The organism is Methylobacterium sp. A54F (assembly GCF_053346035.1).
In genome coordinates, this window is record NZ_JBKFBF010000014.1 from 93,570 (window position 1) to 114,895 (window position 21,326).

At 72.5% G+C, this 21,326-nt stretch carries 20 protein-coding genes; 13 read left to right on the forward strand and 7 right to left on the reverse strand.

The features are described from left to right. Positions 1-19 precede the first annotated feature (19 nt). Entirely contained in the window at positions 20-1,180 is a 1,161-nt protein-coding gene (locus tag ACLBXP_RS20930) for a peptidoglycan DD-metalloendopeptidase family protein (protein ID WP_447669731.1), read from the reverse strand. 400 nt (positions 1,181-1,580) lie between these two features. Continuing rightward, positions 1,581-2,048: a peroxiredoxin gene (locus ACLBXP_RS20935; protein ID WP_447669732.1), complete on the reverse strand. Its 468-nt coding sequence runs from the start codon at positions 2,046-2,048 to the stop codon at positions 1,581-1,583. Between the two features lie 133 nt (positions 2,049-2,181). Here ACLBXP_RS20935 and ACLBXP_RS20940 point away from each other — a divergent pair, with 133 nt between their 5' ends. Beyond that, positions 2,182-5,643, forward strand: coding sequence for a YhdP family protein (locus ACLBXP_RS20940; RefSeq protein ID WP_447669733.1), 3,462 nt, complete (start codon positions 2,182-2,184; stop codon positions 5,641-5,643). A gap of 6 nt (positions 5,644-5,649) precedes the next feature. Here the strand turns inward: ACLBXP_RS20940 and tyrS are convergent, their stop codons facing one another. Next, a complete protein-coding gene (gene tyrS / locus ACLBXP_RS20945) occupies positions 5,650-6,921 on the reverse strand; it encodes a tyrosine--tRNA ligase (RefSeq protein ID WP_447669734.1) in 1,272 nt (423 codons plus the stop codon). A gap of 180 nt (positions 6,922-7,101) precedes the next feature. On the opposite strand from tyrS, the gene ACLBXP_RS20950 reads away from it, so the two are divergent. Continuing rightward, the gene (locus ACLBXP_RS20950) at positions 7,102-8,235 is read left to right on the forward strand and encodes an anhydro-N-acetylmuramic acid kinase (RefSeq protein WP_447669735.1); all 1,134 of its coding nucleotides are present in this window, start codon (positions 7,102-7,104) and stop codon (positions 8,233-8,235) included. 71 nt (positions 8,236-8,306) lie between these two features. On the opposite strand, the gene ACLBXP_RS20955 is transcribed toward ACLBXP_RS20950, so the two are convergent. Then, a complete protein-coding gene (locus ACLBXP_RS20955) occupies positions 8,307-9,230 on the reverse strand; it encodes an EamA family transporter (RefSeq protein WP_447669736.1) in 924 nt (307 codons plus the stop codon). A gap of 199 nt (positions 9,231-9,429) precedes the next feature. Between ACLBXP_RS20955 and aroC the strand changes: the two genes are divergently transcribed. Together aroC and ribB are read left to right on the forward strand one after the other, a co-directional pair. Next, entirely contained in the window at positions 9,430-10,533 is a 1,104-nt protein-coding gene (aroC, locus tag ACLBXP_RS20960; protein WP_447669737.1) for a chorismate synthase, read from the forward strand. Positions 10,534-10,571: 38 nt separating this feature from the next. After that, positions 10,572-11,660, forward strand: coding sequence for a 3,4-dihydroxy-2-butanone-4-phosphate synthase (ribB, locus tag ACLBXP_RS20965; RefSeq protein WP_447669738.1), 1,089 nt, complete (start codon positions 10,572-10,574; stop codon positions 11,658-11,660). A 40-nt stretch (positions 11,661-11,700) separates the two neighbouring features. On the opposite strand, the gene ACLBXP_RS20970 is transcribed toward ribB, so the two are convergent. Continuing rightward, positions 11,701-12,630, reverse strand: a complete 930-nt coding sequence (locus ACLBXP_RS20970) for a histone deacetylase family protein (RefSeq protein WP_447669739.1) — start codon at positions 12,628-12,630, stop codon at positions 11,701-11,703. 183 nt (positions 12,631-12,813) lie between these two features. Here ACLBXP_RS20970 and ACLBXP_RS20975 point away from each other — a divergent pair, with 183 nt between their 5' ends. From ACLBXP_RS20975 to ACLBXP_RS21000, 6 genes are all read left to right on the forward strand, one after another. Continuing rightward, a complete protein-coding gene (locus tag ACLBXP_RS20975) occupies positions 12,814-13,395 on the forward strand; it encodes a L,D-transpeptidase (RefSeq protein ID WP_447669740.1) in 582 nt (193 codons plus the stop codon). A 162-nt stretch (positions 13,396-13,557) separates the two neighbouring features. Beyond that, complete coding sequence (locus ACLBXP_RS20980) at positions 13,558-14,010, forward strand: hypothetical protein (RefSeq protein ID WP_447669741.1); 453 nt, start codon at positions 13,558-13,560, stop codon at positions 14,008-14,010. Positions 14,011-14,156: 146 nt separating this feature from the next. Beyond that, positions 14,157-16,160: an acetyl-CoA carboxylase biotin carboxylase subunit gene (locus ACLBXP_RS20985; RefSeq protein WP_447669742.1), complete on the forward strand. Its 2,004-nt coding sequence runs from the start codon at positions 14,157-14,159 to the stop codon at positions 16,158-16,160. A gap of 10 nt (positions 16,161-16,170) precedes the next feature. Then, positions 16,171-16,602, forward strand: coding sequence for a gamma-glutamylcyclotransferase family protein (locus ACLBXP_RS20990; RefSeq protein WP_447669743.1), 432 nt, complete (start codon positions 16,171-16,173; stop codon positions 16,600-16,602). Between the two features lie 145 nt (positions 16,603-16,747). After that, positions 16,748-17,590 carry a formate/nitrite transporter family protein gene (locus ACLBXP_RS20995; protein ID WP_447669744.1) on the forward strand — a complete coding sequence of 281 codons (843 nt, stop codon included), beginning with the start codon at positions 16,748-16,750 and terminating at the stop codon, positions 17,588-17,590. Positions 17,591-17,664: 74 nt separating this feature from the next. Next, positions 17,665-17,943 carry an acylphosphatase gene (locus ACLBXP_RS21000; protein WP_447669745.1) on the forward strand — a complete coding sequence of 93 codons (279 nt, stop codon included), beginning with the start codon at positions 17,665-17,667 and terminating at the stop codon, positions 17,941-17,943. 14 nt (positions 17,944-17,957) lie between these two features. Here ACLBXP_RS21000 and ACLBXP_RS21005 read toward each other — a convergent pair whose 3' ends face one another. After that, the gene (locus ACLBXP_RS21005) at positions 17,958-18,404 is read right to left on the reverse strand and encodes a DMT family transporter (protein ID WP_447669786.1); all 447 of its coding nucleotides are present in this window, start codon (positions 18,402-18,404) and stop codon (positions 17,958-17,960) included. 121 nt (positions 18,405-18,525) lie between these two features. Between ACLBXP_RS21005 and ACLBXP_RS21010 the strand changes: the two genes are divergently transcribed. The 3 genes from ACLBXP_RS21010 (at position 18,526) to ACLBXP_RS21020 (ending at position 20,541) form a co-directional block, all read left to right on the forward strand. Continuing rightward, positions 18,526-19,431 carry a LysR family transcriptional regulator gene (locus ACLBXP_RS21010; protein WP_447669746.1) on the forward strand — a complete coding sequence of 302 codons (906 nt, stop codon included), beginning with the start codon at positions 18,526-18,528 and terminating at the stop codon, positions 19,429-19,431. Positions 19,432-19,507: 76 nt separating this feature from the next. Next, positions 19,508-20,224 carry a DUF599 domain-containing protein gene (locus tag ACLBXP_RS21015; protein WP_447669747.1) on the forward strand — a complete coding sequence of 239 codons (717 nt, stop codon included), beginning with the start codon at positions 19,508-19,510 and terminating at the stop codon, positions 20,222-20,224. Continuing rightward, complete coding sequence (locus ACLBXP_RS21020) at positions 20,221-20,541, forward strand: DUF3253 domain-containing protein (protein ID WP_447669748.1); 321 nt, start codon at positions 20,221-20,223, stop codon at positions 20,539-20,541. Before ACLBXP_RS21015 ends, ACLBXP_RS21020 begins: the two co-directional genes overlap by 4 nt. On the opposite strand, the gene ACLBXP_RS21025 is transcribed toward ACLBXP_RS21020, so the two are convergent. Continuing rightward, positions 20,472-21,305: a YdcF family protein gene (locus ACLBXP_RS21025; RefSeq protein ID WP_447669749.1), complete on the reverse strand. Its 834-nt coding sequence runs from the start codon at positions 21,303-21,305 to the stop codon at positions 20,472-20,474. The genes ACLBXP_RS21020 and ACLBXP_RS21025 overlap by 70 nt on opposite strands. Between the last annotated feature and the right edge of the window lie 21 nt (positions 21,306-21,326).

The window sequence follows — 21,326 nt, forward strand, 5'->3', positions numbered from 1 at the left end:
ACCGGCGCGGAACCGGGCGTCAGTCCGGCTCCCGCCCCGCCGCGAGGAAGCGCTGCGGGTCGACGGGCTCGCCGTCGACGCGGGTCTCGTAGTGCAGGTGGCTGCCCGTCGAGCGGCCCGTGGAGCCGACCCGCCCGACCAGGACCCCGGCCTCGACCCACTGGCCCGGCCGCACCGCGATGCTGGCGAGGTGGGCGTAGCGGGTCGCGATGCCGTGGCCGTGGTCGACCTCCACCATGTTGCCGTAGCCGCCGGCGGGCTCCGCGGCCGTGACGCGCCCCGGCGCCGTGGCGCGCGCCGGCTCGCCGTAGCCCGTCTTCAGGTCGAGCCCGGTGTGCAGGGCAGGGCCCCGGGTGAAGGGATCGAGGCGGACCCCGAACTCGCTCGACGTCGCGAAGGCACCCTGGAGCGGGACGCGCAGGGGCAGGGCGGCGGCGGCGCGGCGCAGCCTGTCACCCTCGTCGCGGCTGCGCTGCGCCCCGAGCAGGGCTGCCGTGAAGGCGTCGGCGCTCAGGGGGACCAGGGGCCCACCGATACCCTCCGGCGCCGCCTCGAAGCGGGCGGGGTCGAGACCCGTGCGGGCGAGGAGCGCGTGGAGGCGCCGGTTGGTCTGCCCGGCCTGGGCGGACAGGCCGGCGAGATCGCGGGCCTGCGCGTCCGCCAACCGCGCGACGGCGCCCTCCAGGCGGGCGATGCGGATATCGGTCTCCCGCTCGGAGCGTCGGCCCGGGGCGGGGCCGACGTCGCCGCCCCGCAGGCCGAGCGGCTCCGGTGCGTCGAGCCCTGCGGCGGGCTCGGACGGCGGGGGGCCGGGGTGGCCCGCGGCGCCGGCCGCGAGGGTGCTGAGGGCCGCCTGCCGCTGCTCCAGCACGGCCTGCCGCTCGGCGAGCGTCGCGAGGCGGGCCTGTGCGGTCTCCCGGCTGCGCGCCTGCTCGGCCGCATTCCGGTCGAGATGCCCCTGGAGCGCTTCGATCCGCGCCTCGTAGGCCACCTGCATGGCCTTCTGGCGCGCCACGAAGCGGGCCAGGGCGTCGTCGTGGAAGATCACGAGGTAGCTCGCCGCGCCCGCCCAGAGGCCCGTGAGCACCAGGGCCGCCAGGAGAAGCCGACCGCGCAGCCGGCCCAGCAGGCGCGCGGAGCGGTCGGCCAGCGGCCTCGGGGCTGTGCGGGGCTCGTGCATGGCGGAGACATCCGGATGCGGCGCTCCTTCATGACAGGCTAACCTTAACGAAGCGCCAAGCCACCGCGACGAGGGTCGGCGCGGCGCAGCCGGTTCGCCCGGGTGATCCCGCCCGCGACCTCGGCCCGGGGTGCCGGCCAGGTACCGCGCGGGTTCTGGAGTCCTCCTTCGAGGCTCCGCTTCGCTGCGCACCTCAGGATGAGGTCGTGGGTTGGGGAACCCGGACGGTGACTCCCACCCTCTCGCCTCATCCTGAGGTGCCCCCGCAAGGGGGCCTCGAAGGAGCCCTCCAGGGATCGCGCGCGAGCTGAAACTCTCCTTCGACGCTCCGCGCCTCCGGATGAGGTCGCGCGGGGGCCCACAACACGCTGGAAAGCGATCGACCCGGCCGAACAGGCGTTCACGGCAGGGCGCGGGCGGCCTCCAGCACCTCCTCGGCGTGGCCTGGAACCTTCACCTTGGGCCAGACCCGGCTGATGCGGCCCTCGCGATCGATCAGGACGGTGGTGCGCTCCACCCCCATGTACTTGCGCCCGTACATGCTCTTCTCGACCCACACCCCGTAGGCCCCGAGCATCGCCTTGCCCTCGTCGGAGGCGAGCGGGAAGGTAAGGCCGTACTTCGACCGGAACTTGTCGTGGCTCTTCACCGGGTCCGGCGAGACGCCGATCACTCGGGCATCGGCGGCCGCGAAGGCGTCGCCGAGGGCGTTGAAGCCCTGCGCTTCGAGCGTGCAGCCGCTCGTATCGTCCTTCGGGTAGAAGTAGAGCACGACTTTGTGACCCCGGAACCCGCTCAGGGTGATTGTCTCGCCGCCCGCTCCGGGCAAGTCGAAGTCGGGAGCCGGCGCGCCGGGTTCGAGGGACATCATGCCTTCCTTTCGGCCGAATGATGATGTGCTTGGGATCGTGGCGTTCCGGGAGCGCCGCCCACGCGACGAAGCCCGGATCACCCCGTGCCGCGAGCTTGGCCGGCGATCCGACCCAGCTGTCAAGGTTTGAATGGTTGAGGAAACGGCCCCGGGATCCAGCACGGACGGATCCCCGGCGCGCCCCAAGGGGCGGCGCTGGCGCGGCATCTGCCTCGGGGCGGCGCTCTCCCTCGTCCTCCTCGTGGGGCTCGCGGTCGGGGTGGGCGTCCTGCGCCTCGCCTACGGCCCCCTGCGCATCGACGGGCTGTCCGGCCGCGTCGCCGCAGCGGTCGCGGAGCGGATCGGCCCGGGCTGGACGATCAGCCTGCGCGACAGCGCGCTGGAGCTCGATGCCGAGCGATCGCTCGCGCTGCGCGTCGCCGGCCTCGACATCCGCAATCCGCAGGGCGCCCTCGTGGTGCGGGCCCCCCTCGCCGTGGTCAGCCTCGACACCTGGGGCTTGCTGCGGCTGACCGTGCAGCCACGCTCGATCGAGTTCCGCGACGTGCAGATGACCGCCCTGGTGCACCGGGACGGCTCCATCGCCTTCGCGGCCTCGGAGCCGACCCATCCGGGCGAGATCAAGCCTCAGACGCTGCCCAGCGTCGATCCGGCCCGCGGCACCGTCTCCCCCCTCTCGGCGGCGGTGGCCTCGATCTTCGGCGTCGTGCTCGACTCCGCCGGCGTCGTCGGGGCCCTCGACCGCGCCCGCATCACCGATGCCCGCCTGACCCTGATCGACGAGGATGCGCGCGAGCGGGCGGTGTTCGAGCACGTCAACGGCCTGTTCGGCCGCGACCCGACCCAGGACGCGCGCCAGTTCGAGCTGCGCATCGACGGGCCGCACGGGGAGTGGCGCTTCGGCGGCAGCCTGCGCGAGGCCGGGGGCACCCGCCGCACCGGAATCATCACCCTCGACGACCTGCCGGTCACCGACCTGCTGCTGCTCTCCGGCCAGTCCAAGCTCCCCGTGACCACGGACCTCAAGGTCTCGGCCCGCGCCGACGTCGCTCTCGATAGCGGCCGCCTCGAGGCCATGCGCGCGACCCTGCACACCAGCGACGGCAACCTCCTCATCGAGGAGAAGGACTTCAACCCCGTCACCATCGAGAGCCTGAAGGCGACCGCGAGCTGGGACGAGACCGCCCGCGCGATGAAGCTCGAAGGGCTCGACTACCTCGGCGCCGGCAACGCCGTGCACCTCACCGGCGCCTGGACGGAGAGCCCGGCGGGCGCCGACTCAGCCTGGACGGCGAGCTTCTCGGGCCGCGACGCGACGCTGCGCGGCGCCAACGCGGCCGACAAGCCGGTGCGCATCGCGAGCCTCGACGGCCACCTCACGGGCCGCGCGGGCGGCATCGCGATCGACGACTTCCGGGTCGCGGGCGAGGGGGTGGGCGGGCGCATCACCGGCACCCTCGGCACCACCGCCGACGAGGACGGGCTGACGCTCCACATCACCGCGCAGGACACCGAGGCCCGGCCCGCCCTGCGGCTGTGGCCCGAGCACATCGCGCCCGCGGCCCGCACCTACCTCGTCGACGAGCTGCGCTCGGGCCGCGTCGAGGCGGTGGACATCACGGTCGACATGTCGGCGGCCGAGCTCGCGGCGGCCACGAAGGGCGACCCGATGCCCGACAACGCCGTGCACATCGATTTCCGCGTCGCGAACGCGACCCTGAACATCTCGGCCGACGCCCCGCCCCTCAGCCGCGGGGCTGCGGCGGGCGTCATCACGGGGCGCACCACCAACATCCGCAACGTCACCGCCGAGATCCGGCTGCCCGAGAACCGCGCGCTCGCGATCACCGACGGCACCTTCCAGATCCCCGAGATCAGCCCGGACCGGGTGGTCGCCCAGATCGGCCTGCGGCTCGGCGGCGGGGCGGACGCCCTCGCGGCCCTGCTGCAGACCAAGATGTTCCGCAGCCTGACGGGGGCCGACATCGACCCAGCCTCGGTCAAGGGCCACGCCGACCTGCGCGTCGACTTCCCCCTGGACCTGAAGCACATCCCCGACCTGCCCGACCTGCCGGTGACGCTCGGGGGCAACCTCACCGACCTCACGGTGGACAAGGCCTTCGGCAAGGATCGGCTGGAGGCCGGCCGCTTCGCGGTCGCCTACGATCGGAGCGGATTCTCGCTCAAGGGCGACGGACGCATCCTCGGCTCGCCGCTCACCGTGGACCTGCGGCAGCCGAAGCCGGGCGCCCCCGGGGAGGCCCTGGTCACCCTGAGCCTCGACGAGGCGCTGCGGGCCCGCAAGGGGCTGCCGGTGGCGCCCCAGCTTGCCGGCACCGTGCCGGTGCGGGCGAGCGTGGCGGTGGGCCGGCCGGGGCCCGGCCGGGCGCCCGTCCGGGTGGAGGCCGACCTCGCCCGCGCCTCGATCGACGGGCTGCTCCCGGGGCTCGTAAAGCCCGCCGGCAAGCCCGGCCGCCTGAGCTTCACCTACCTCGACAACGGCGCCGACCGGGCCTCCGAACTGCGCGACATCGTGTTCGATGCAGCCCCCGCCGCCGCCCGCGGCAGTGCCGTGCTGGCGAGCGACGGCGGCCTCGACAAGGCCGACTTCACGAGCGTCAAGCTCTCGCCCGGCGACGACATGCGCGTGGCGCTCGACCGGAGCGGCAACACCTACAAGGTCACCGTGAAGGGCGCCGTCGCCGACGCGCGGCCGTTCCTGAAGTCCCTCGGGGACGCGAAGGCCGGCAAGGAGCAGGCCCCCAAGGACATCGAGGCGGACATCGCCCTCAACATCCTCACGGGCTTCAACGACGAGGCCCTGACCAACGCGAGCCTCCGCCTCGGCCTTCGCGGCCGGGACCTGCGGCAGGCGACCATCCAGGGGCGGTTCCGGGCCTCGCCCCTCTCGGCGAGCGTCACCCGCGGCGAGCGCGGGGCGCCCCTGCTCGCCCTGGAATCGGCCGATGCGGGCGCGACGCTGCGCTTCGCCGACATCTACAAGCGCATGTACGGCGGCAAGCTCGCCGCGAGCCTCTCCCTCACCGACGGCCCGCAGGCCGGCATCATCCAGATTCGCAGCTTCACCCTGCGGAACGAACCGGCGCTGTCGAGCATCATGGCGCAGAGCCCGGAGCCGGCCGAGACCGTCGACGGCCGGGGCCGCCGCCGCCCCGCGGCCCAGCCCGCGAGCGAGGTCACCTTCGATCGCATGCGGGCGAACTTCGTACGCAACGGCGGCCGGGTCGACTTCACGGACGCCGCGATCTCCAACGCCGTGATGGGCTTCACCCTCGCGGGCTACCTCGACACGACCCGCAGCCTCACGGACATCAAGGGGACGTTCGTGCCGCTCTACGGCCTCAACAACGTGGTGGCGCAGCTGCCGGTGATCGGGCCGCTCCTCGGCGGCGGCCACAACGAGGGGCTGTTCGCCATCAACTTCCGGGTGGCCGGCAAGCTCGGCGCGCCGGACGTCAGCGTAAACCCGCTCTCGGCCGTGGCGCCGGGCTTCCTGCGCAAGCTGTTCAGCGCCGGCGGCAACGAGAGCTTCGCCGACGGCTTGCCGCAGCAGGCGCCGAGCGACCGCTGAGGCGCGCTACTCCGCCCGCAGCAGCACGTGCTTCTTGCGGCCGAAGGAGAGCTTGATCACCCCGTCCTGCGTGAGGTCGCCCGTGCCGAGCACGGCGCGTTCGTCGCTCACCGGAACGTCGTTGACCCGCAGGCCGCCGTTCTTGATCTGCCGGCGCGCCTCGCTCGTGGAGGGCACGAGGCGCGCGTGCTCCGGCCCGAACGCCGTCAGCACGCCGAGGCCCGCCTCCAGCGCGCTCCGCGCCACCACGACGGTTGGAAGGTCGGCCGCGAGCGTGCCCTCGACGAAGGTCTTGCGGGCGGTCTCGGCTGCGGCCTCGGCCGCTTCGCGCCCGTGCATCAGGGCGGTGGCCTCGGTGGCCAGCACCGCCTTGGCGGCGTTGATCTCGGCCCCCCCGAGGGCGCCGAGGCGGCCGATCTCGTCCATCGGCAGCAGCGTGAACAGCTTGAGGAAGCGGACCACGTCCGCGTCCTCGGTGTTGCGCCAGAACTGCCAGTAATCGTAGGGCGACAGCATCCCGGCATCGAGCCAGACGGCGCCGGCCGCGGTCTTGCCCATCTTGGCGCCGGAGGCGGTGGTGAGGAGCGGGCAGGTGATCCCGTAGAGCTGCGGCGTGCCGAGGCGGCGGCCGAGATCGATCCCGTTGACGATGTTGCCCCACTGGTCCGAGCCGCCCATCTGCAGGATGCAGCCGTAGCGGCGGTTCAGCTCCACGAAGTCGTAGGACTGCAGGATCATGTAGTTGAATTCCAGGAACGACAGCTCCTGGTCGCGCTCCAGGCGCATCCGCACGCTGTCCATCGACATCATGCGGTTGACGGAGAAGTGCCGCCCGATGTCGCGCAGCATCTCGATGTAGTTGAGCTTCGTCAGCCACTCGGCGTTGTCGACCATGGCGGCCTCGCCCCGGCCCTCCCCGAAGGTGAGGAACCGCGCGAAGGTCTTCTTGATGCCCTCCTTGTTGGCCTCGATCTGCTCCAGCGTGAGGATCTTGCGGCTCTCGTCGCGCCCGGAGGGGTCGCCGACCCGGGTGGTGCCGCCGCCCATCAGGGCGATCGGCCGGCCGCCGGTGGCCTGCAGCCAGTGCAGCATCATGATCGAGAGCAGGTGGCCGACGTGCAGGGAGGCCGCCGTGCAATCGTAGCCCACGTAGGTCGTCAGCCGCCCCTCCGCCGCCGCGGCGTCGATGCCGGCGAGGTCGGAGGCCTGGTGGACGTAGCCGCGCTCGGTCAGGACGCGCAGGAACTCGGAGCGGACGGGGGCTTCAGCGGAGGACATGACGGGCTCGGGTCTCGGATCTTCGCCGCGGGCGGAGCGGGACAGCGGGGAACCCGCGTGCTAGCACCTCGGGCGCGGTGTCGGGGGCTCTTAGCAGGGCGTCCGCGGAAAGGCACGGGCCGGTATCGCAGGTCCAGGTGCGGGACGGCGCCCGGCGGAGACGGGCTGCGCGGGAGAGCCATGGCGATGATGCGGGCGATCGGCCTGATGAGCGGGACCTCCCTGGACGGCGTCGACGTGGCGCTGATCGAGACCGACGGCGCGGACATCCGCGTGGTGCGCGGCCACAACGGCTTCCTCGAACCCCTCGGCCCCACGGGCTACCGCGCCTACACCGACGAGGACCGGACGCTGCTGCGGCAGGCGCTGAGCGATTCCGAGGCGGTCGCCGCGCGCGACGAGCGGCCCGGCTGCCTGCCCGAGGCCGAGGCCTTCGTGACCCGCGCGCACGCCGAGGCGGTCGAGAGCTTCCTGTCCGAGAACGGGCTCACGCCCGCCGACATCGACGTGATCGGCTTCCACGGCCAGACCGTGGTGCACCGCCCGGACCAGCGCATGAGCGTGCAGATCGGCGATGGCGCGGCCCTGAGCCGCCGCCTCGGCATCCCGGTCGTGTCCGACATGCGCATCGCCGACGTGGAGGCGGGCGGGCAGGGGGCGCCGCTGGTGCCGGCCTTCCACGCGGCACTGGCGCGCGCCTCGGGCTTCGAGGGGGCGCTCGGCGTCCTCAACATCGGCGGCGTCGCCAACGCGACGATCATCGATTCGAGGGGCAACGTCCTCGCCTTCGACACCGGCCCCGGCAACGCCCTCATCGACGACTGGATGCGCGAGCGCACCGGCCGCGCCCTCGACGACGGCGGCCGCACGGCGGCCCGCGGGCGACCGGACGAGCCGCTGCTCGCCTGGCTCCTGATCCACCCGTTCTTCGCGCGGCGGCCGCCGAAGTCCCTGGACCGCAACTGGTTCTCCCACAAGCTCGCGGGCCAGCTCTCGACGGAGGACGGGGCCGCGACGCTCACGGCCTTCACGGCCCGGGCTGTCGCCCGCGCCCTCGACCACGCGCCGGAGGCGCCGGCCCGCTGGATCGTGGCGGGCGGCGGCGCCCGCAACGGCGAGTTGCTCAGGCTGCTGAACTACCATCTGCGGTCGGAGATCACGACGGCCGACGCCATCGGCTGGTCCTCGGCCTACCTGGAGGCGCAGGCCTTCGCGCACCTCGCCGTGCGCTCGCTGAAGGGCCTGCCGCTCACGTTCCCGGCGACCACCGGCGTGCGCGAGCCGATGACCGGCGGGGTGCTGTCGCGGCCGTAGGAGTTCGTCGGGGATTCTTCCAAAGAGCGCGGGGTCAGACATTAATTCACCGGCGAGCCGCCCCCGCCGCGTCAGGGCACGCGGGGACCGGGCGAGGGGGCGACCGCCTCGGCCCGGCCCGTCCGGCCGGGCACCGGCCGGGCGCGGGCGCCGTAGACGCTGAGCGCGATGCCGAGCAGGATCAGCGCGGCCCCCGCCGCCTCCACGAGGCCGAACGGCTCACCGAGCAGGGTGCTCGTGCTGGAGATCCCCACCACCGGCACCAGGAGCGCGAAGGGCGTGACGGTCGCGGCCGGGTAGCGGCTGAGCAGCTGGCTCCACAGGGCGAAGGCGAGGATCGTCGCCGGATAGGCGATGAACAGCACCGCGGCGAGCGTCCCGGCATCGGCGTGGCGCAGGCCCACCGCGATCGCCGCCGGCCCCTCGGCGAGGAGCGAGAGCAGCAGGAGCGGCGGCGTCGCGACGAGGCTGCCCCAGACGATCAGCGGCAGCATGTCGATGCGGCCCGCCGCCTTCACGATGATGTTGGAGCACGCCCAGGCGAGCGCCGCGCCGAGGACGAGGCCGAGGGGCAGCAGCATCGCGTGCCGCGCCTTGTAGACGGCGATGACGGCAACCCCCGCCGCGGCCACGAGGGCGCCCGCCACCTGCAACCCGCTCGGACGCTCGTTGAACGCCAGGTAGGAGAGGCCGATCGTGAAAAAGACCTGCATCTGGATCACCAGGGAGGACAGGCCCGCGGGCATGCCGATGGCGATCGCGAAGAACAGGAGGCCGAACTGCACGACGCCGAGGGAGAGGCCGAACGCCACCACGGTGCCGACCGAGGCCTTCGGCGGCCGCACGAGGAAGACGCCGGGCAGCGCCGCCAGGAGAAAGCGCAGGCCCGTCAGCAGCAGCGGCGGCAGCGCCTCGAGCCCGATCTTGATCGCCACGAAGTTGACGCCGAGCAGCGTGACGACGAGGAGCGCCGCCAGGATATCACGCCAGGACATTACGCAACGCCATCCCGACCCACTCCCGTCCCGCGGCCCCGAATCGTCCGGCGGCCCGGGCGAGGGACCTGACCCGAGCGGATCGCCGCCGTCGAGGTACGGTTTGGCGATTCCCGACCAGCACGATTCGCGCGCCCGTGGGGGCCGGCGGAGTAACGGATTTGTGGGCCGCGCGAAGCCGCGCTAGAGCGGGCGCGCCATGTCGCACAACACGTTCGGCCACCTCTTCCGCGTTACCACCTTCGGCGAGAGCCACGGGGTCGCCCTCGGCTGCGTGGTCGACGGCTGCCCGCCCGGCCTGCCGCTGGAGGCCGACGAGATCCAGGCCGAGCTCGACCGGCGCAAGCCCGGCCAGTCGCGCTTCACGACCCAGCGGCGGGAGCCCGATCAGGTACGGATCCTCTCCGGCGTGTTCGCGGACGACCGCACGGGCGGCCGCCAGCTCACCACCGGCACGCCCATCGCGCTGATGATCGAGAACACCGACCAGCGCTCGAAGGACTATTCGGAGATCCGCGACAGCTACCGGCCCGGCCACGCCGACTACGCCTACGAGGCCAAGTACGGCATCCGCGACTACCGGGGCGGCGGCCGCTCGTCGGCGCGGGAGACCGCCGCCCGCGTCGCGGCCGGCGCCGTCGCCCGCAAGGTGCTGCCGGCCGGCGTCACGATCCGCGCCGCCCTCGTCCAGATGGGCCCGCACGCGATCGACCGGGCGAACTGGGACTGGGAGGAGGTCGCCCGCAACCCGTTCTTCTGCCCGGACGCCGAAGCGGCGGCGGCCTACGAGACCTACCTCGACGGCATCCGGCGGGACGGCTCCTCGGTGGGCGCCGTGATCGAGGTGATCGCCGAGGGCGTGCCGGCGGGCCTCGGCGCGCCGGTCTACGGCAAGCTCGACGCGGACCTCGCCGCCGCCATGATGTCGATCAACGCCGTCAAGGGCGTCGAGATCGGCGACGGCTTCGCGGCGGCGGCGCTCCGCGGCGAGGACAACGCGGACGAGATGCGCGCCTCGAACGACGGCCGCCCGGCCTTCCTCGCCAACCACGCCGGCGGCGTGCTCGGCGGCATCTCGACGGGCCAGCCGATCGTCTGCCGCTTCGCCGTGAAGCCGACCTCCTCGATCCTCACTCCGCGCCGCTCCGTGACCCGCGACAACCGCGAGGTCGACCTGATCACCAAGGGCCGCCACGACCCCTGCGTCGGCATCCGCGCCGTGCCGGTCGCCGAGGCCATGATGGCCTGCGTGCTCGCCGATCACCATCTGCGCCACAGAGGCCAGGTCGGCTCCGACGCCTGACCGGCCCGAAGCGCCCCGCAACACGAGACGAGACCCCTTTGCCCCACACCAGCGTCACCGAGGCCATCGAGGCCTTCGCCCGCGGCGAGATCGTGGTCGTCACCGACGACGACGATCGCGAGAACGAGGGCGACCTCGTCGTTGCGGCCTCCCTCTGCACGCCGGAGAAGATGGCGTTCATCATCCGCAACACCTGCGGCATCGTCTGCGCGCCGCTCTCCCTGGGCGAGGCGCGCCGCCTGCGCCTCGACCCGATGGTGGCCTCGAACGACGCGCCCCTCGGCACCGCCTTCACGGTGACGGTCGACGTCAAGCACGGGCTGACCACCGGGATCTCGGCCGAGCAGCGCTGCAACACGGTGCGGGCGCTCGCCAACGGCAACATGGGCGCCTCCGACTTCGTGCGCCCCGGCCACGTCTTCCCGCTGATCGCCCGCGACGGCGGCGTGCTGATGCGCTCCGGCCATACGGAGGCCGCCGTCGATCTCTGCCGCCTCGCCGACCTGCCGCCGGTGGGCGTGATCTGCGAGCTCGCCAACGACGACGGCACCGTGATGAAGGGGCCGCAGATCGAGAGCTTCGCTGAAGCGCACGACCTCAAGCGGGTCTCGGTGGCGGACCTGATCGCCTACCGCCAGGCCCGCGACAAGCTCGTCGAGCGGGTCGGCACCTTCCCGGTGCGCACCGAGTTCGGCGAGATGACCGGCTACGCCTACACGACGCCCTTCGAGGCGATCCAGCAATTCGCCTTCGTGCACGGCCGCATCGGGGACGGCCGTGACGTGCTGGTGCGCCTGCATCGCTCGAACGTCGTTGCCGACGTCATCGAGGGCGGCCGCCAGGTCGAGGCGGTGATGCGCCGCTTCGCGCGGGAGGGGCGGGGGGTTCTCGTCTACCTGCGCGACGGCACCGCCGGCGTGCCGCTGTCCCGCTTCCAGGAGGGCGGCAGCGAGGAGGGGGCCGAGGCCCAGCGGGTGCGCCAGTGGCGCGAGGTCGGCCTGGGCGCGCAGATCCTGCGGGACCTCGGCGTGGTCTCGATCCGCAACCTCGCGACCTCCGCGCGCTCCTACGTCGGCCTCTCGGGCTTCGGCATCGAACTCGTCGGGGACGAGCCGCTGGAGGGGTGAGGGGCAGCCAAGCCCCCGCGGGCGGCGGCCCGGCTGCGCCTCAGCGCCCCATCAGGGCGTCGACGTGCGCGGACACGGAGCGGCCGAGGCCCTCCAGGCTGTAGCCGCCCTCGAGCACCGAGACGAGGCGCCCGCCGGCGTGGCGGTCGGCGAGTTCCATCACCTTGCGGGTCGCCCAGCCGAAATCCGCCTCGTCCAGGCGGAGGTTGGCGAGCGGGTCCAGCCGGTGCGCGTCGAAGCCCGCCGACAGGATGACGACGTCCGGCCGGAAGGCCTCGACCCGGGCGAGGATCCCCACCTCGAAAGCCTCGCGAAACACGGCGCCGTCGTCGTTCGGACGTAGCGGCACGTTGACGATCGTGTCCTTCGTGCCGCGCTCGCCCGCCGCGCCGGTGCCGGGGAACAGCGGCATCTGGTGGGTGGAGGCGTACATCACGCTGCCGTCGTCCCAGAAGATGTCCTGCGAGCCGTTGCCGTGGTGGACGTCCCAGTCGATCAGCGCGACCCGGGTCGCGCCGTGCGCCGTCCGGGCGTGAAGGGCCGCGATGGCCGCCTGGTTGAACAGGCAGAAGCCCATGGCCCGGGTGCGCTCGGCGTGGTGCCCGGGCGGGCGCATGGCCACGAAGGCGTTGGCGCATTCCCCCTTCAGCACGGCGTCGACCGCGTGGACCGCGCCGCCCACCGCCCGCAGCGCCGCGTCGAGGCTGCCCGGCGACATCAGCGTATCGGAATCGATCTGCACGAGGCCGTGCTCGGGGGAGGCCGCGACGATCGCCTCCACGTAGGCCTCGGGGTGGGCGAGGGTGGCGACCTGCGCCTCGGCGCGGGGCGCGAGGGCCCGGACGAGGCCGGAGAAGCGCTCGGCCTCCAGGACGCGGTCGACCGCGCGGATCCGCTCGGGCCGCTCGGGATGGCCCTCGGGGACCACGTGGTCGAGGGCGGCGGGGTGGCTCACGTACAGGGTGGTCACGATGGTTTCTCCCGGGGGCCCGGCTCTTCGAGGCCGTGCATCCTGTCGCCGCGTCGCAACAAGCCGGGCAAATGTGCCATGGGCACCCTTCGGAGGCTACGGGCGGCGGGCGAGAGCGCCTAAGCTCGTCACGGTCCGTCAACCGTGATCCGCGGCGACGGACCCCTGCCGCCGGACCGCCCCATGCGCCACGCCCTCCTGATCCCCGCGCTCGCCGCCCTCCTGGCCGGCTGCAACTTCAAGGGCGTGCCGGACCCCAAGCTCTCCTCGCGCGACGCGGCCTACATGGCCCTGGTGCCGGAGGCCGAGTTCGACGCGCACTTCGCGCGCTACCAGGTCGACGACCCGACCAAGGAACCGCCCGGCACCATCGTGGTCGAGGCGAAGGCCCGCCAGCTCTACTTCGTCCTGCCGGGCGGTCGCGCGATCCGCTACGGCGTCACGGTCGGGGACGAGGCCTACGGTTGGACCGGCACCGCCACGGTGAGCCGCAAGGCGGAGTGGCCGGCCTGGAGCCCGCCGGCCGAGATGGTCCGCCGCTGGCCGCACGTCCACGCGATGGAGGGCGGCCCGATGAACCCGTTGGGCGCGCGGGCCCTCTACCTGTCGGACCACGGCCGCGACACCCTCTACCGGATCCACGGCACCAACGAGCCCGAGAAGATCGGGCAGGCCGCCTCCTCGGGCTGCATCCGCATGCGCAACATCGACGTGGTGGACCTGTTCGAGCGGGTCCCGGTCGGCACCCGCGTGATCGTGCGCTGAGCGCCGCAAGCAACGATCCGGAAAGGCTCGATCGTGAGCAGGCTTTAACCTGAACGCGGGTTCAGACTCACCCGTTAACCTCTGAAGATGATGCCCTCCCGCATAGTCGAGACATACAGGGACTAAGACCGGTCCGAACAAAGACCGGGGGAGCATCAAGAGATGATCAACGCTTCGCTGCAGAACTTCTGTAACCGTATCGTCGGCGCCGGCCGGATCACCCGCGCCGACGTCCGCATCCTCGGCCGCGAGCTCCTGCCCGACGGCCTCACGAGCCGCGACGAGGCCGACATGCTGATCGCCCTCGACCGGGCCGTCCCGCAGGCCGACGCCGCCTTCGCGGACTTCCTCGTGGCGGCGGTGGTCGACCTCGCGGTGTGGGGCGAGCGCCCCACCGGCCGGATCGACCGCGAGACGGCGCGGTGGCTCGCCGACTCCATCGGCAACGGCACCGGCCCGACGCCGACCGGCGCCCGCATCGCCTTCGAGATCGTCCGCGAGGCGCAGGCGACCGACGAGCACCTCGTCGCCTACGCGCTCAAGGCCAACCGGCGCGTGGCCGGCGAAGCCGCCGCCGACGAGATCCCGGGCGAGAGCCTGCGCCGGGCCGCCTGAGGTCCCGGCGACCAGGCTTCGTCGGTGCGAAACAGGTCGCCGCCGGACGAAGGTCGCCTTCCAGAACGCGCACAAGTGCTTTAACGGGAGCAAAGCTTGAGTTTGGGCCGCGCGGCCGAACCTCTCCCGAAGCGGGTGCGATGTTCATGTTTGAGAAGATCCTGATCGCGAACCGCGGCGAGATCGCCTGCCGGGTCATCAAGACCGCCCGCCGCATGGGCATCAAGACCGTCGCGGTCTACTCGGATGCCGACCGGGACGCCGTGCACGTCGCCATGGCGGACGAGGCCGTCCATATCGGCCCGGCGCCGGCCGCGCAGTCCTACCTCGTCATCGAGAAGATCGTGGAGGCCTGCAAGCGGACCGGGGCGCAGGCCGTGCACCCGGGCTACGGCTTCCTGTCCGAGCGCGAGGCGTTCCCGAAGGCGCTCGCCGAGGCCGGCATCGTCTTCATCGGCCCGAACCCCGGCGCCATCGCCGCCATGGGCGACAAGATCGAGTCCAAGAAGGCCGCGGCCGAGGCCAAGGTCTCGACGGTACCGGGCTTCCTCGGCGTCATCGACAGCCCCGAGCACGCCGTGCAGATCGCCGACGAGATCGGCTACCCCGTCATGATCAAGGCCTCGGCCGGCGGCGGCGGCAAGGGCATGCGCATCGCCCACTCCTCCGGCGAGGTCGCGGAGGGCTTCGCCCGCGCCAAGTCCGAGGCCTCCTCCTCCTTCGGCGACGACCGGGTCTTCGTCGAGAAGTTCATCACCGATCCGCGCCACATCGAGATTCAGGTCATCGGCGACAAGCACGGGAACGTGATCTACCTCGGCGAGCGCGAATGCTCGATCCAGCGCCGCAACCAGAAGGTGATCGAGGAAGCGCCGTCGCCGCTCCTCGACGAGGAGACCCGCCGCAAGATGGGCGAGCAGGCGGTCGCGCTCGCGCGGGCCGTCAACTACGATTCCGCCGGCACGGTCGAGTTCGTGGCGGGCCAGGACAAGTCCTTCTACTTCCTGGAGATGAACACCCGCCTGCAGGTGGAGCATCCGGTCACCGAGATGATCACCGGCCTCGACCTCGTCGAGCTGATGATCCGGGTGGCGGCGGGCGAGACGCTTCCCCTCGGTCAGGCGGACGTGAAGCTCAACGGCTGGGCGGTGGAGAGCCGCGTCTACGCCGAGGACCCGACCCGCAACTTCCTGCCCTCCATCGGCCGGCTCACCACCTACCAGCCGCCCGAGGAGGGGCCGCAGGGCGCCGCGATCGTCCGCAACGACACCGGCGTCGAGGAGGGCGGCGAGATCGCGATCCACTACGACCCGATGATCGCCAAGCTCGTCACCTGGGCGCCGACGCGCGCTGAGGCGATCGAGGCGCAGGGTCAGGCCCTCGACGCCTTTGCGATCGACGGCATCCGCCACAACATCCCGTTCCTCGCCGCCCTGATGGCGCATCCGCGCTGGCGCGAGGGCAACCTCTCCACCGGCTTCATCGCCGAGGAGTTCCCCGAGGGCTTCGCGGCGCCGGAGCCGAAGGGTGCCATCGCCCGGCGCATGGCGGCCGCCGCGGCGGCGATCGACCACAAGCTGAACCAGCGCAAGCGCGGCATCTCCGGCCAGATGCGCGACCCGAGCCTCCTCCACTTCGAGCGCGACCGCGTGGTGACGCTGGCCGGCGAGAGCTACCCGGTGACGGTCGACGTGCGGGACGGCGACCTCGTCGTCACCGAGGCGGACGGCACGGCGCTCACGATCCTGAGCGACTGGCGCCCCGGCGAGCCGGTCTGGACCGGGCAGATCGGCCCCGAGCGCGTCGCGATCCAGGTGCGCGGGCTGCTCAACGGCGTCGCCCTCCAGCACGCCGGCGCGGCTGCCGAGGCCCGGGTCTACACCCGGCGCGAGGCCGAGCTCGCCGCGCTGATGCCGGTCAAGGAGCAGGCGGGCTCGGGCAAGCAGGTGCTCTGCCCGATGCCGGGCCTCGTGAAGGCGATCCTGGTCAAGGAAGGCCAGGAGGTGAAGAACGGCGAGCCGCTGGCCATCGTCGAGGCCATGAAGATGGAGAACGTGCTGCGCGCCGAGCGCGACGCCACGGTCTCCACGATCCAGGCCAAGGAGGGCGACAGCCTCGCGGTCGACGCGGTGATCCTCGAATTCGCCTGACGAGCGGCGCTTGCCGCTCTACTTCGCCTACGGCGCCAACATGGACGCCGCCGCGATGGCGCTCCGCTGCCCGGCCTCGACGCTGATTGGGCAGGGGCGCCTGCAGCGGCATCGCTTCCTGATCATGCGCGAGGGCTACGCCACGGTGGTGCGCGACCCCACCCGCACGGTCTGGGGCGTGCTCTGGGACCTCGCCCTCTCCGACGTCCCGGCCCTCGACCGCTACGAGGGCGTCTCCGGCGGGCTCTACGTGAAGGCCTACCAGCCCGTGGTCACGGGGGCGGGGATCAGGCGCGCCCTGATCTACTTCGGGCGCAGCACCTCGGCCGGCGTGCCGCGGCACGGCTACCTCGAAGCCGTGGTCGCCGCCGCGCGGTCCGCGCAGCTCCCCGAGGACTACATCCGGTCCCTCGCGAGCTGGCAGCGCGGACCCGGCGCGTAGCCGGCGCGCCGTCCCGCCGGACAGCGCGAGCCATTCGCCGCGCGCATCCGGCCTCGGCTGAGGCCGCACACATCCGCCGCCGATGTCGCGCGCTTCTTGCTTGTGCTCTCGCGAACCGATCGGACGACAGGCGGGAGGCCTTCCCATGGATTTCGTGAAACCCACCGACATGGCGGCTGCCATGAGCGACTCGGGTGTGCTGCGCGCGCAGCTGCCGATCCGGGACATGCTGGTGCGCGGCATGATGGCCGGCGCGCTGCTCGGCATCGCCACCAGCCTCGCGGTGACCGCGACCATGCAGACCGGCGTGCCCTTCGTCGGCGCCGTGGTGTTCCCGGTCGGCTTCGTGATGATCGTCTGTCTCGGGCTCGAGCTCTGCACCGGAAATTTCGGGATCCTCGGCCTGTCCTACATGGAGGGGCGGATCGCCCTCGGGCCGATGATGCGCAACTTCGCCTGGGGCTTCGTAGGCAACCTGATCGGCAGCCTGATCTACGCCCTGCTCCTCGTGGTGGCCCTCACCAACGCCTGGCACGCACCCGTCGCGGGCGTCGCGCAGAAGCTCGTCGAGATCGCGCAGGCGAAGACCCTCACCTACGAGGCGCTGGGCACCGCCGGGCTCGTCACCTGCTTCGTCAAGGCGATGCTCTGCAACTGGATGGTCTGCCTCGGCGTGACGATGTCCCTGATGTCGAGCTCCACCTTCGGCAAGGTGTTCGGCGCCTGGCTGCCGATCCTCCTGTTCTTCGCGCAGGGCTTCGAGCACGCCGTGGTGAACATGTTCGTCATCCCGGCGGGCATGATGCTCGGCGCGCCGGTCCACCTCAGCGAGTGGTGGCTGTGGAACCAGATCCCGGTCACGCTGGGCAATTTTGCGGGCGGCGTCCTGTTCATCTCGGTCGCCTGGTACCTGACCTATCGGCCGAGGAGCACCGAGCCAACCCGCGCCGAGGCCCATCGGCAGGGGCGCGCGGCGATCGCCCGCTGAGGGAGCGAAACCGCGCCGTTCGCATTGACGCAGCGCCCGGGGCGCGTCGCCCCGGGCCCTCACCGGAGCGGCGCGTGCCCGAGACCCGTACCGTCGATGTCGTCGTCACAGGCCGCGTGCAGGGCGTCGGCTTCCGCGTCTGGACGCAGCATCAGGCCCAGCTGCACGGCCTGACGGGGCACGTCTGCAACCGCGCGGACGGTGCCGTCCAGGCGACCCTGTGCGGGCCCGCCGCCGCCGTCGAGACCATGCTGAAGGCGCTCCGCTCCGGCCCGCGCGGATCGGACGTCGCGGACGTGACCGTGCAGGAGGCCGCCGACTTCGCGGGCGAGGGCTTCGAGATCCGGCACTGACGGGATCGGGCCACTCAGCGGCGGATCAGCATCACGCCGCCGATCAGCAGCAGCACGCCGAGGAGCCGCGGGCCGTCGACGGCGCGCTGGGCCAGCCCGAGCACCCCGTAATGGTCGGCCAGCACGGATGCGAGCATCTGGCCCGCCACGAGCAGCGCGATGAAGGGCGCGGCCCCCAGGCGCGGGACCAGCAGGATCGAGAGGGCGATGTAGACGGCGCCGAACAGCCCGCCGATCCAGGCCCACCCCGGGATGCGCGCCGCCACGGCCGCGGACGGCACGGGATCGCGCAGCGCGAGGGCCAGGAGCGCCATGCAGGCGAGGCCTACGAGATAGCTCATGAAGCCCGACCAGGCCGCCGAGGACAGCGCCGTGCGCAGGTTCGTGTTCAGCACCTGCTGAACCACGATGCTGACGCCCGCCAGCACGGCGAGGATCGAGGGAACGAGGATCTGGAGCATCGCCGGCCGGGCCATCGCGAGGATCGGTGCGACCCGCGCACGATGCCGGCCGCCCCCTTGACAACCACGCGCCGCCCATGCCGTCAAATGCCCGATAGCGCCGCTTCGATGCGTATCAGGCATGATCAATCCGGCCCATCTCGACCTGTTCCGAGCCGTGCTGCGCCACGGTGGCATGACGCGCGCCGCGGCCGCCCTCGGCATCGGCCAGCCCCACATCAGCCGCAGCATCGCGCAGCTCGAGGCGGATCTCGGCTTCCCGCTCTTCGTGCGCGGCCACGGCAGCGCCCTTCCGACCCGGGAGGGCGAGGCCTTCGCCCGGGAGGTGGATCAAACCTACGCGGGCCTCGAACACCTGCGCCACGCGGCCGCCGGGATCCGGGAGCGCGGGACCGGTGTCCTGCGCGTGGCGTGCCAGCCCTCGCTCGCGTCCCGGCTGCTGCCCCGCGCTGTCCGGCGCCTCGACGCGGACTGTCCGGGGGTGCGCGTTTCGATCCACGTCCCGAGCCCGGACACGATCTGGTCGTGGGCCGCCTCCGGCCAGTGCGACATCGGTCTCGCGCGACCGCGCACCGGCCACGACGGCGTGCACGCCGAACCCTTCCTGACGAGCGCCGCCGTCTGCGCGCTGCCCCGGCGGCATCCCCTGGCCCGCCGGCGCAGCCTCACGGTGAAGGACCTCGCCGGGGAACCCCTGATCTCGGGCGGCGCGGGCGCCCTGCAGGATGCGATCGAGGCGGCCTTCGCGGCGGCCGGCATCACGCCCCGCTTCGTCGTGATGGCGCAGTACACGGCAGCGCGCTGCGGACTCGTCGCGGAGGGGCTCGGCCTGACGATCGTCGATCCCGTGCCGGCGCGCGAGCTCGCCGGGGGCCTGCCCATCGTCCTGCGCCCGCTCCGGCCCGCGCTGCCGATCGAGACCCTGCTCCTGCGACCGGGCGGCCGGCCGCCGAGCCGTCTCGCTCTCCGGCTGGTCGGCCTGCTGGAGGCCGAGCGCGACGCCCTCACGCTCGGCGGCTCGGCTTGAGCCGCCCTCGACAGCCGCGGAGGTTCCGCGTTAACGCGGGCTGGCCCGCCGCGTGTCGGGAGCCGTGCGGGAATCCATGCCGAAGTTCACCGAAAGCGTCGCCTTCTCGCTCGTCGATTTCGGGGCGCTCCTGTTCTTCGTCGCCGCCTGGGTCGGCTACGGGCTCTCCGTCGGGCGCATGCGCGGCCGGCTGGTGTCGCTGAGCCAGATCATGAACCGGCAGCGCGAGACCTGGGCGCGCCAGATGGTGGTGCGCGACAACCGGGTGGTCGACACCACCATCAACGCCTCCCTGCAGAACGGCACGGCCTTCTTCGCCTCAACCACGCTGATCGCGCTGGGCGGAGTGCTCACCCTGTCCCGCTCGGGCGACGACGTGCTGACGCTGTTCGGGACCCTGCCGTTCGGCACCATTGCCAGCCGGACCACCTGGGAGGTCAAGGTCGCGGGCCTCGCGGTGGTGTTCGTCTACGCGTTCTTCAAGTTCGCCTGGGCCTACCGCCTGTTCAATTACGGCGCGATCCTGATCGGCGCCGTGCCGCCCCGGGGGGCCGGCGTCAGCGAGGCCGAGATGCTGCGCGCGGCCCGGCGCGCCGCCGCCATGAACATCGCCGCCGGCAGCCACTTCGCCCGCGGCCAGCGGGCCTTCCTGTTCGCGCTGGCCTACCTGGGCTGGTTCGTCAGCCCCTACATCCTGATGGTCGCGACGACGGCCGTCGTGCTGGTGATGTGGCGGCGCCAGTTCGCGTCCGAGATCCGCGCCGCGCTCATCGCCGAGGACGATATCCGATGACCGAGACAGGCCGGCCGAGCGACGCGGCAATCGAGGAGACTCTCCTGCGGCTCGTCACCGAGCGGGGCCCCGACAAGACCGTCTGCCCCTCCGAGGTGGCCCGGGCGCTGGGCGGCCCGCACCCGGACGGCTGGAGCCCGCTGATGCAGCCGGTGCGCCGCGTCGCGGTGCGGCTGACGCGGGCGGGGCGCGTGCGCATCCTGCGCAAGGGCCGGCCGGTCGCCGACCCGGACGATTTCCGCGGGATCTACCGGCTCGCGCTGCCTGCGGGCGGCGATGGGGCCGGCGCTGGCGCCGGCAGCCAGTCCGGCGTGTAGCCCGCGAGCTTGTAGGCGACGAGCCCGACCCATTCCTTGGCGGCGACGTCGAGGAGGGTGAGCCCGTCCGAGGCGTAGCTGTTGAAGCGCGCGGCGTCCTGCTCCCCACGGGTGCGGTAGTCGACCGGGACGGCCGTCACGTCGAACCCGGCCTGCCGGAAGCAGCCGATCGAGCGCGGCATGTGCCAGGCCGAGGTGACGAGGAGCCAGCGCTCGCCCGGCTTCGGCTGCACGAAGTCGGCCGTGAAGCGGGCGTTCTCGTGGGTGTTGCGCGAGCGCTGTTCCAGGATCAGCCGGCTGCGGGGCAGGCCGAGGGTATCGGCGAACCGGCTGATCAGCTCGGCCTCCGAGATCGAGCCGTCGCGCAGGCTGCCGCTGCCGCCCGAGAAGACGAGGCGGGCCGCGGGGTAGCGGCGCGCCAGGTCGGCGAAGTAGATCGGCCGCTCGCCCGCATCGTTGAAGATGACCTGTCCGCGGGCCGCGGACAGGCCGGCCTCGACGCCGCCGCCGAGCACGATGATGCCGGTCGGCGGGCGCCCGTCATCGGCGAAGGGCGGAAACCGCTCCTCCAGGGGCAGGAGCGCCCAGTAGGCCAGCGGCGACAGGCCCGCGAGGGCAAGCCCCAGGGCGCCGAGGCCGACGAGCCAGCCGCCCAGGCGCCGCCACCCCAGGGCGAGCAGCCCGCAGCCGACGAGGCAGGCGAGGATCAGGAAGTTCGACGGGGTGATCGCGAAGAAGATCACCTTTGAGAGCGGGAAGAACATGGGCCGGCCGGATCGTTGCGA

Coding starts and splice junctions, on each gene's coding strand:
- ACLBXP_RS20930 (WP_447669731.1), bottom strand. CDS start 1,180: ATGCACGAGCCCCGCACAGCCCCGAGGCCGCTGGCCGACCGCTCCGCG.
- tyrS (WP_447669734.1), bottom strand. CDS start 6,921: ATGTCCTCCGCTGAAGCCCCCGTCCGCTCCGAGTTCCTGCGCGTCCTG.
- ACLBXP_RS20940 (WP_447669733.1), top strand. CDS start 2,182: ATGGTTGAGGAAACGGCCCCGGGATCCAGCACGGACGGATCCCCGGCG.
- ACLBXP_RS20980 (WP_447669741.1), top strand. CDS start 13,558: ATGATCAACGCTTCGCTGCAGAACTTCTGTAACCGTATCGTCGGCGCC.
- aroC (WP_447669737.1), top strand. CDS start 9,430: ATGTCGCACAACACGTTCGGCCACCTCTTCCGCGTTACCACCTTCGGC.
- ACLBXP_RS20950 (WP_447669735.1), top strand. CDS start 7,102: ATGGCGATGATGCGGGCGATCGGCCTGATGAGCGGGACCTCCCTGGAC.
- ACLBXP_RS20975 (WP_447669740.1), top strand. CDS start 12,814: ATGCGCCACGCCCTCCTGATCCCCGCGCTCGCCGCCCTCCTGGCCGGC.
- ACLBXP_RS20935 (WP_447669732.1), bottom strand. CDS start 2,048: ATGTCCCTCGAACCCGGCGCGCCGGCTCCCGACTTCGACTTGCCCGGA.
- ACLBXP_RS21005 (WP_447669786.1), bottom strand. CDS start 18,404: ATGCTCCAGATCCTCGTTCCCTCGATCCTCGCCGTGCTGGCGGGCGTC.
- ACLBXP_RS21025 (WP_447669749.1), bottom strand. CDS start 21,305: ATGTTCTTCCCGCTCTCAAAGGTGATCTTCTTCGCGATCACCCCGTCG.
- ACLBXP_RS21010 (WP_447669746.1), top strand. CDS start 18,526: ATGATCAATCCGGCCCATCTCGACCTGTTCCGAGCCGTGCTGCGCCAC.
- ACLBXP_RS20985 (WP_447669742.1), top strand. CDS start 14,157: ATGTTTGAGAAGATCCTGATCGCGAACCGCGGCGAGATCGCCTGCCGG.
- ACLBXP_RS21020 (WP_447669748.1), top strand. CDS start 20,221: ATGACCGAGACAGGCCGGCCGAGCGACGCGGCAATCGAGGAGACTCTC.
- ACLBXP_RS20955 (WP_447669736.1), bottom strand. CDS start 9,230: ATGTCCTGGCGTGATATCCTGGCGGCGCTCCTCGTCGTCACGCTGCTC.
- ACLBXP_RS21015 (WP_447669747.1), top strand. CDS start 19,508: ATGCCGAAGTTCACCGAAAGCGTCGCCTTCTCGCTCGTCGATTTCGGG.
- ACLBXP_RS20995 (WP_447669744.1), top strand. CDS start 16,748: ATGGATTTCGTGAAACCCACCGACATGGCGGCTGCCATGAGCGACTCG.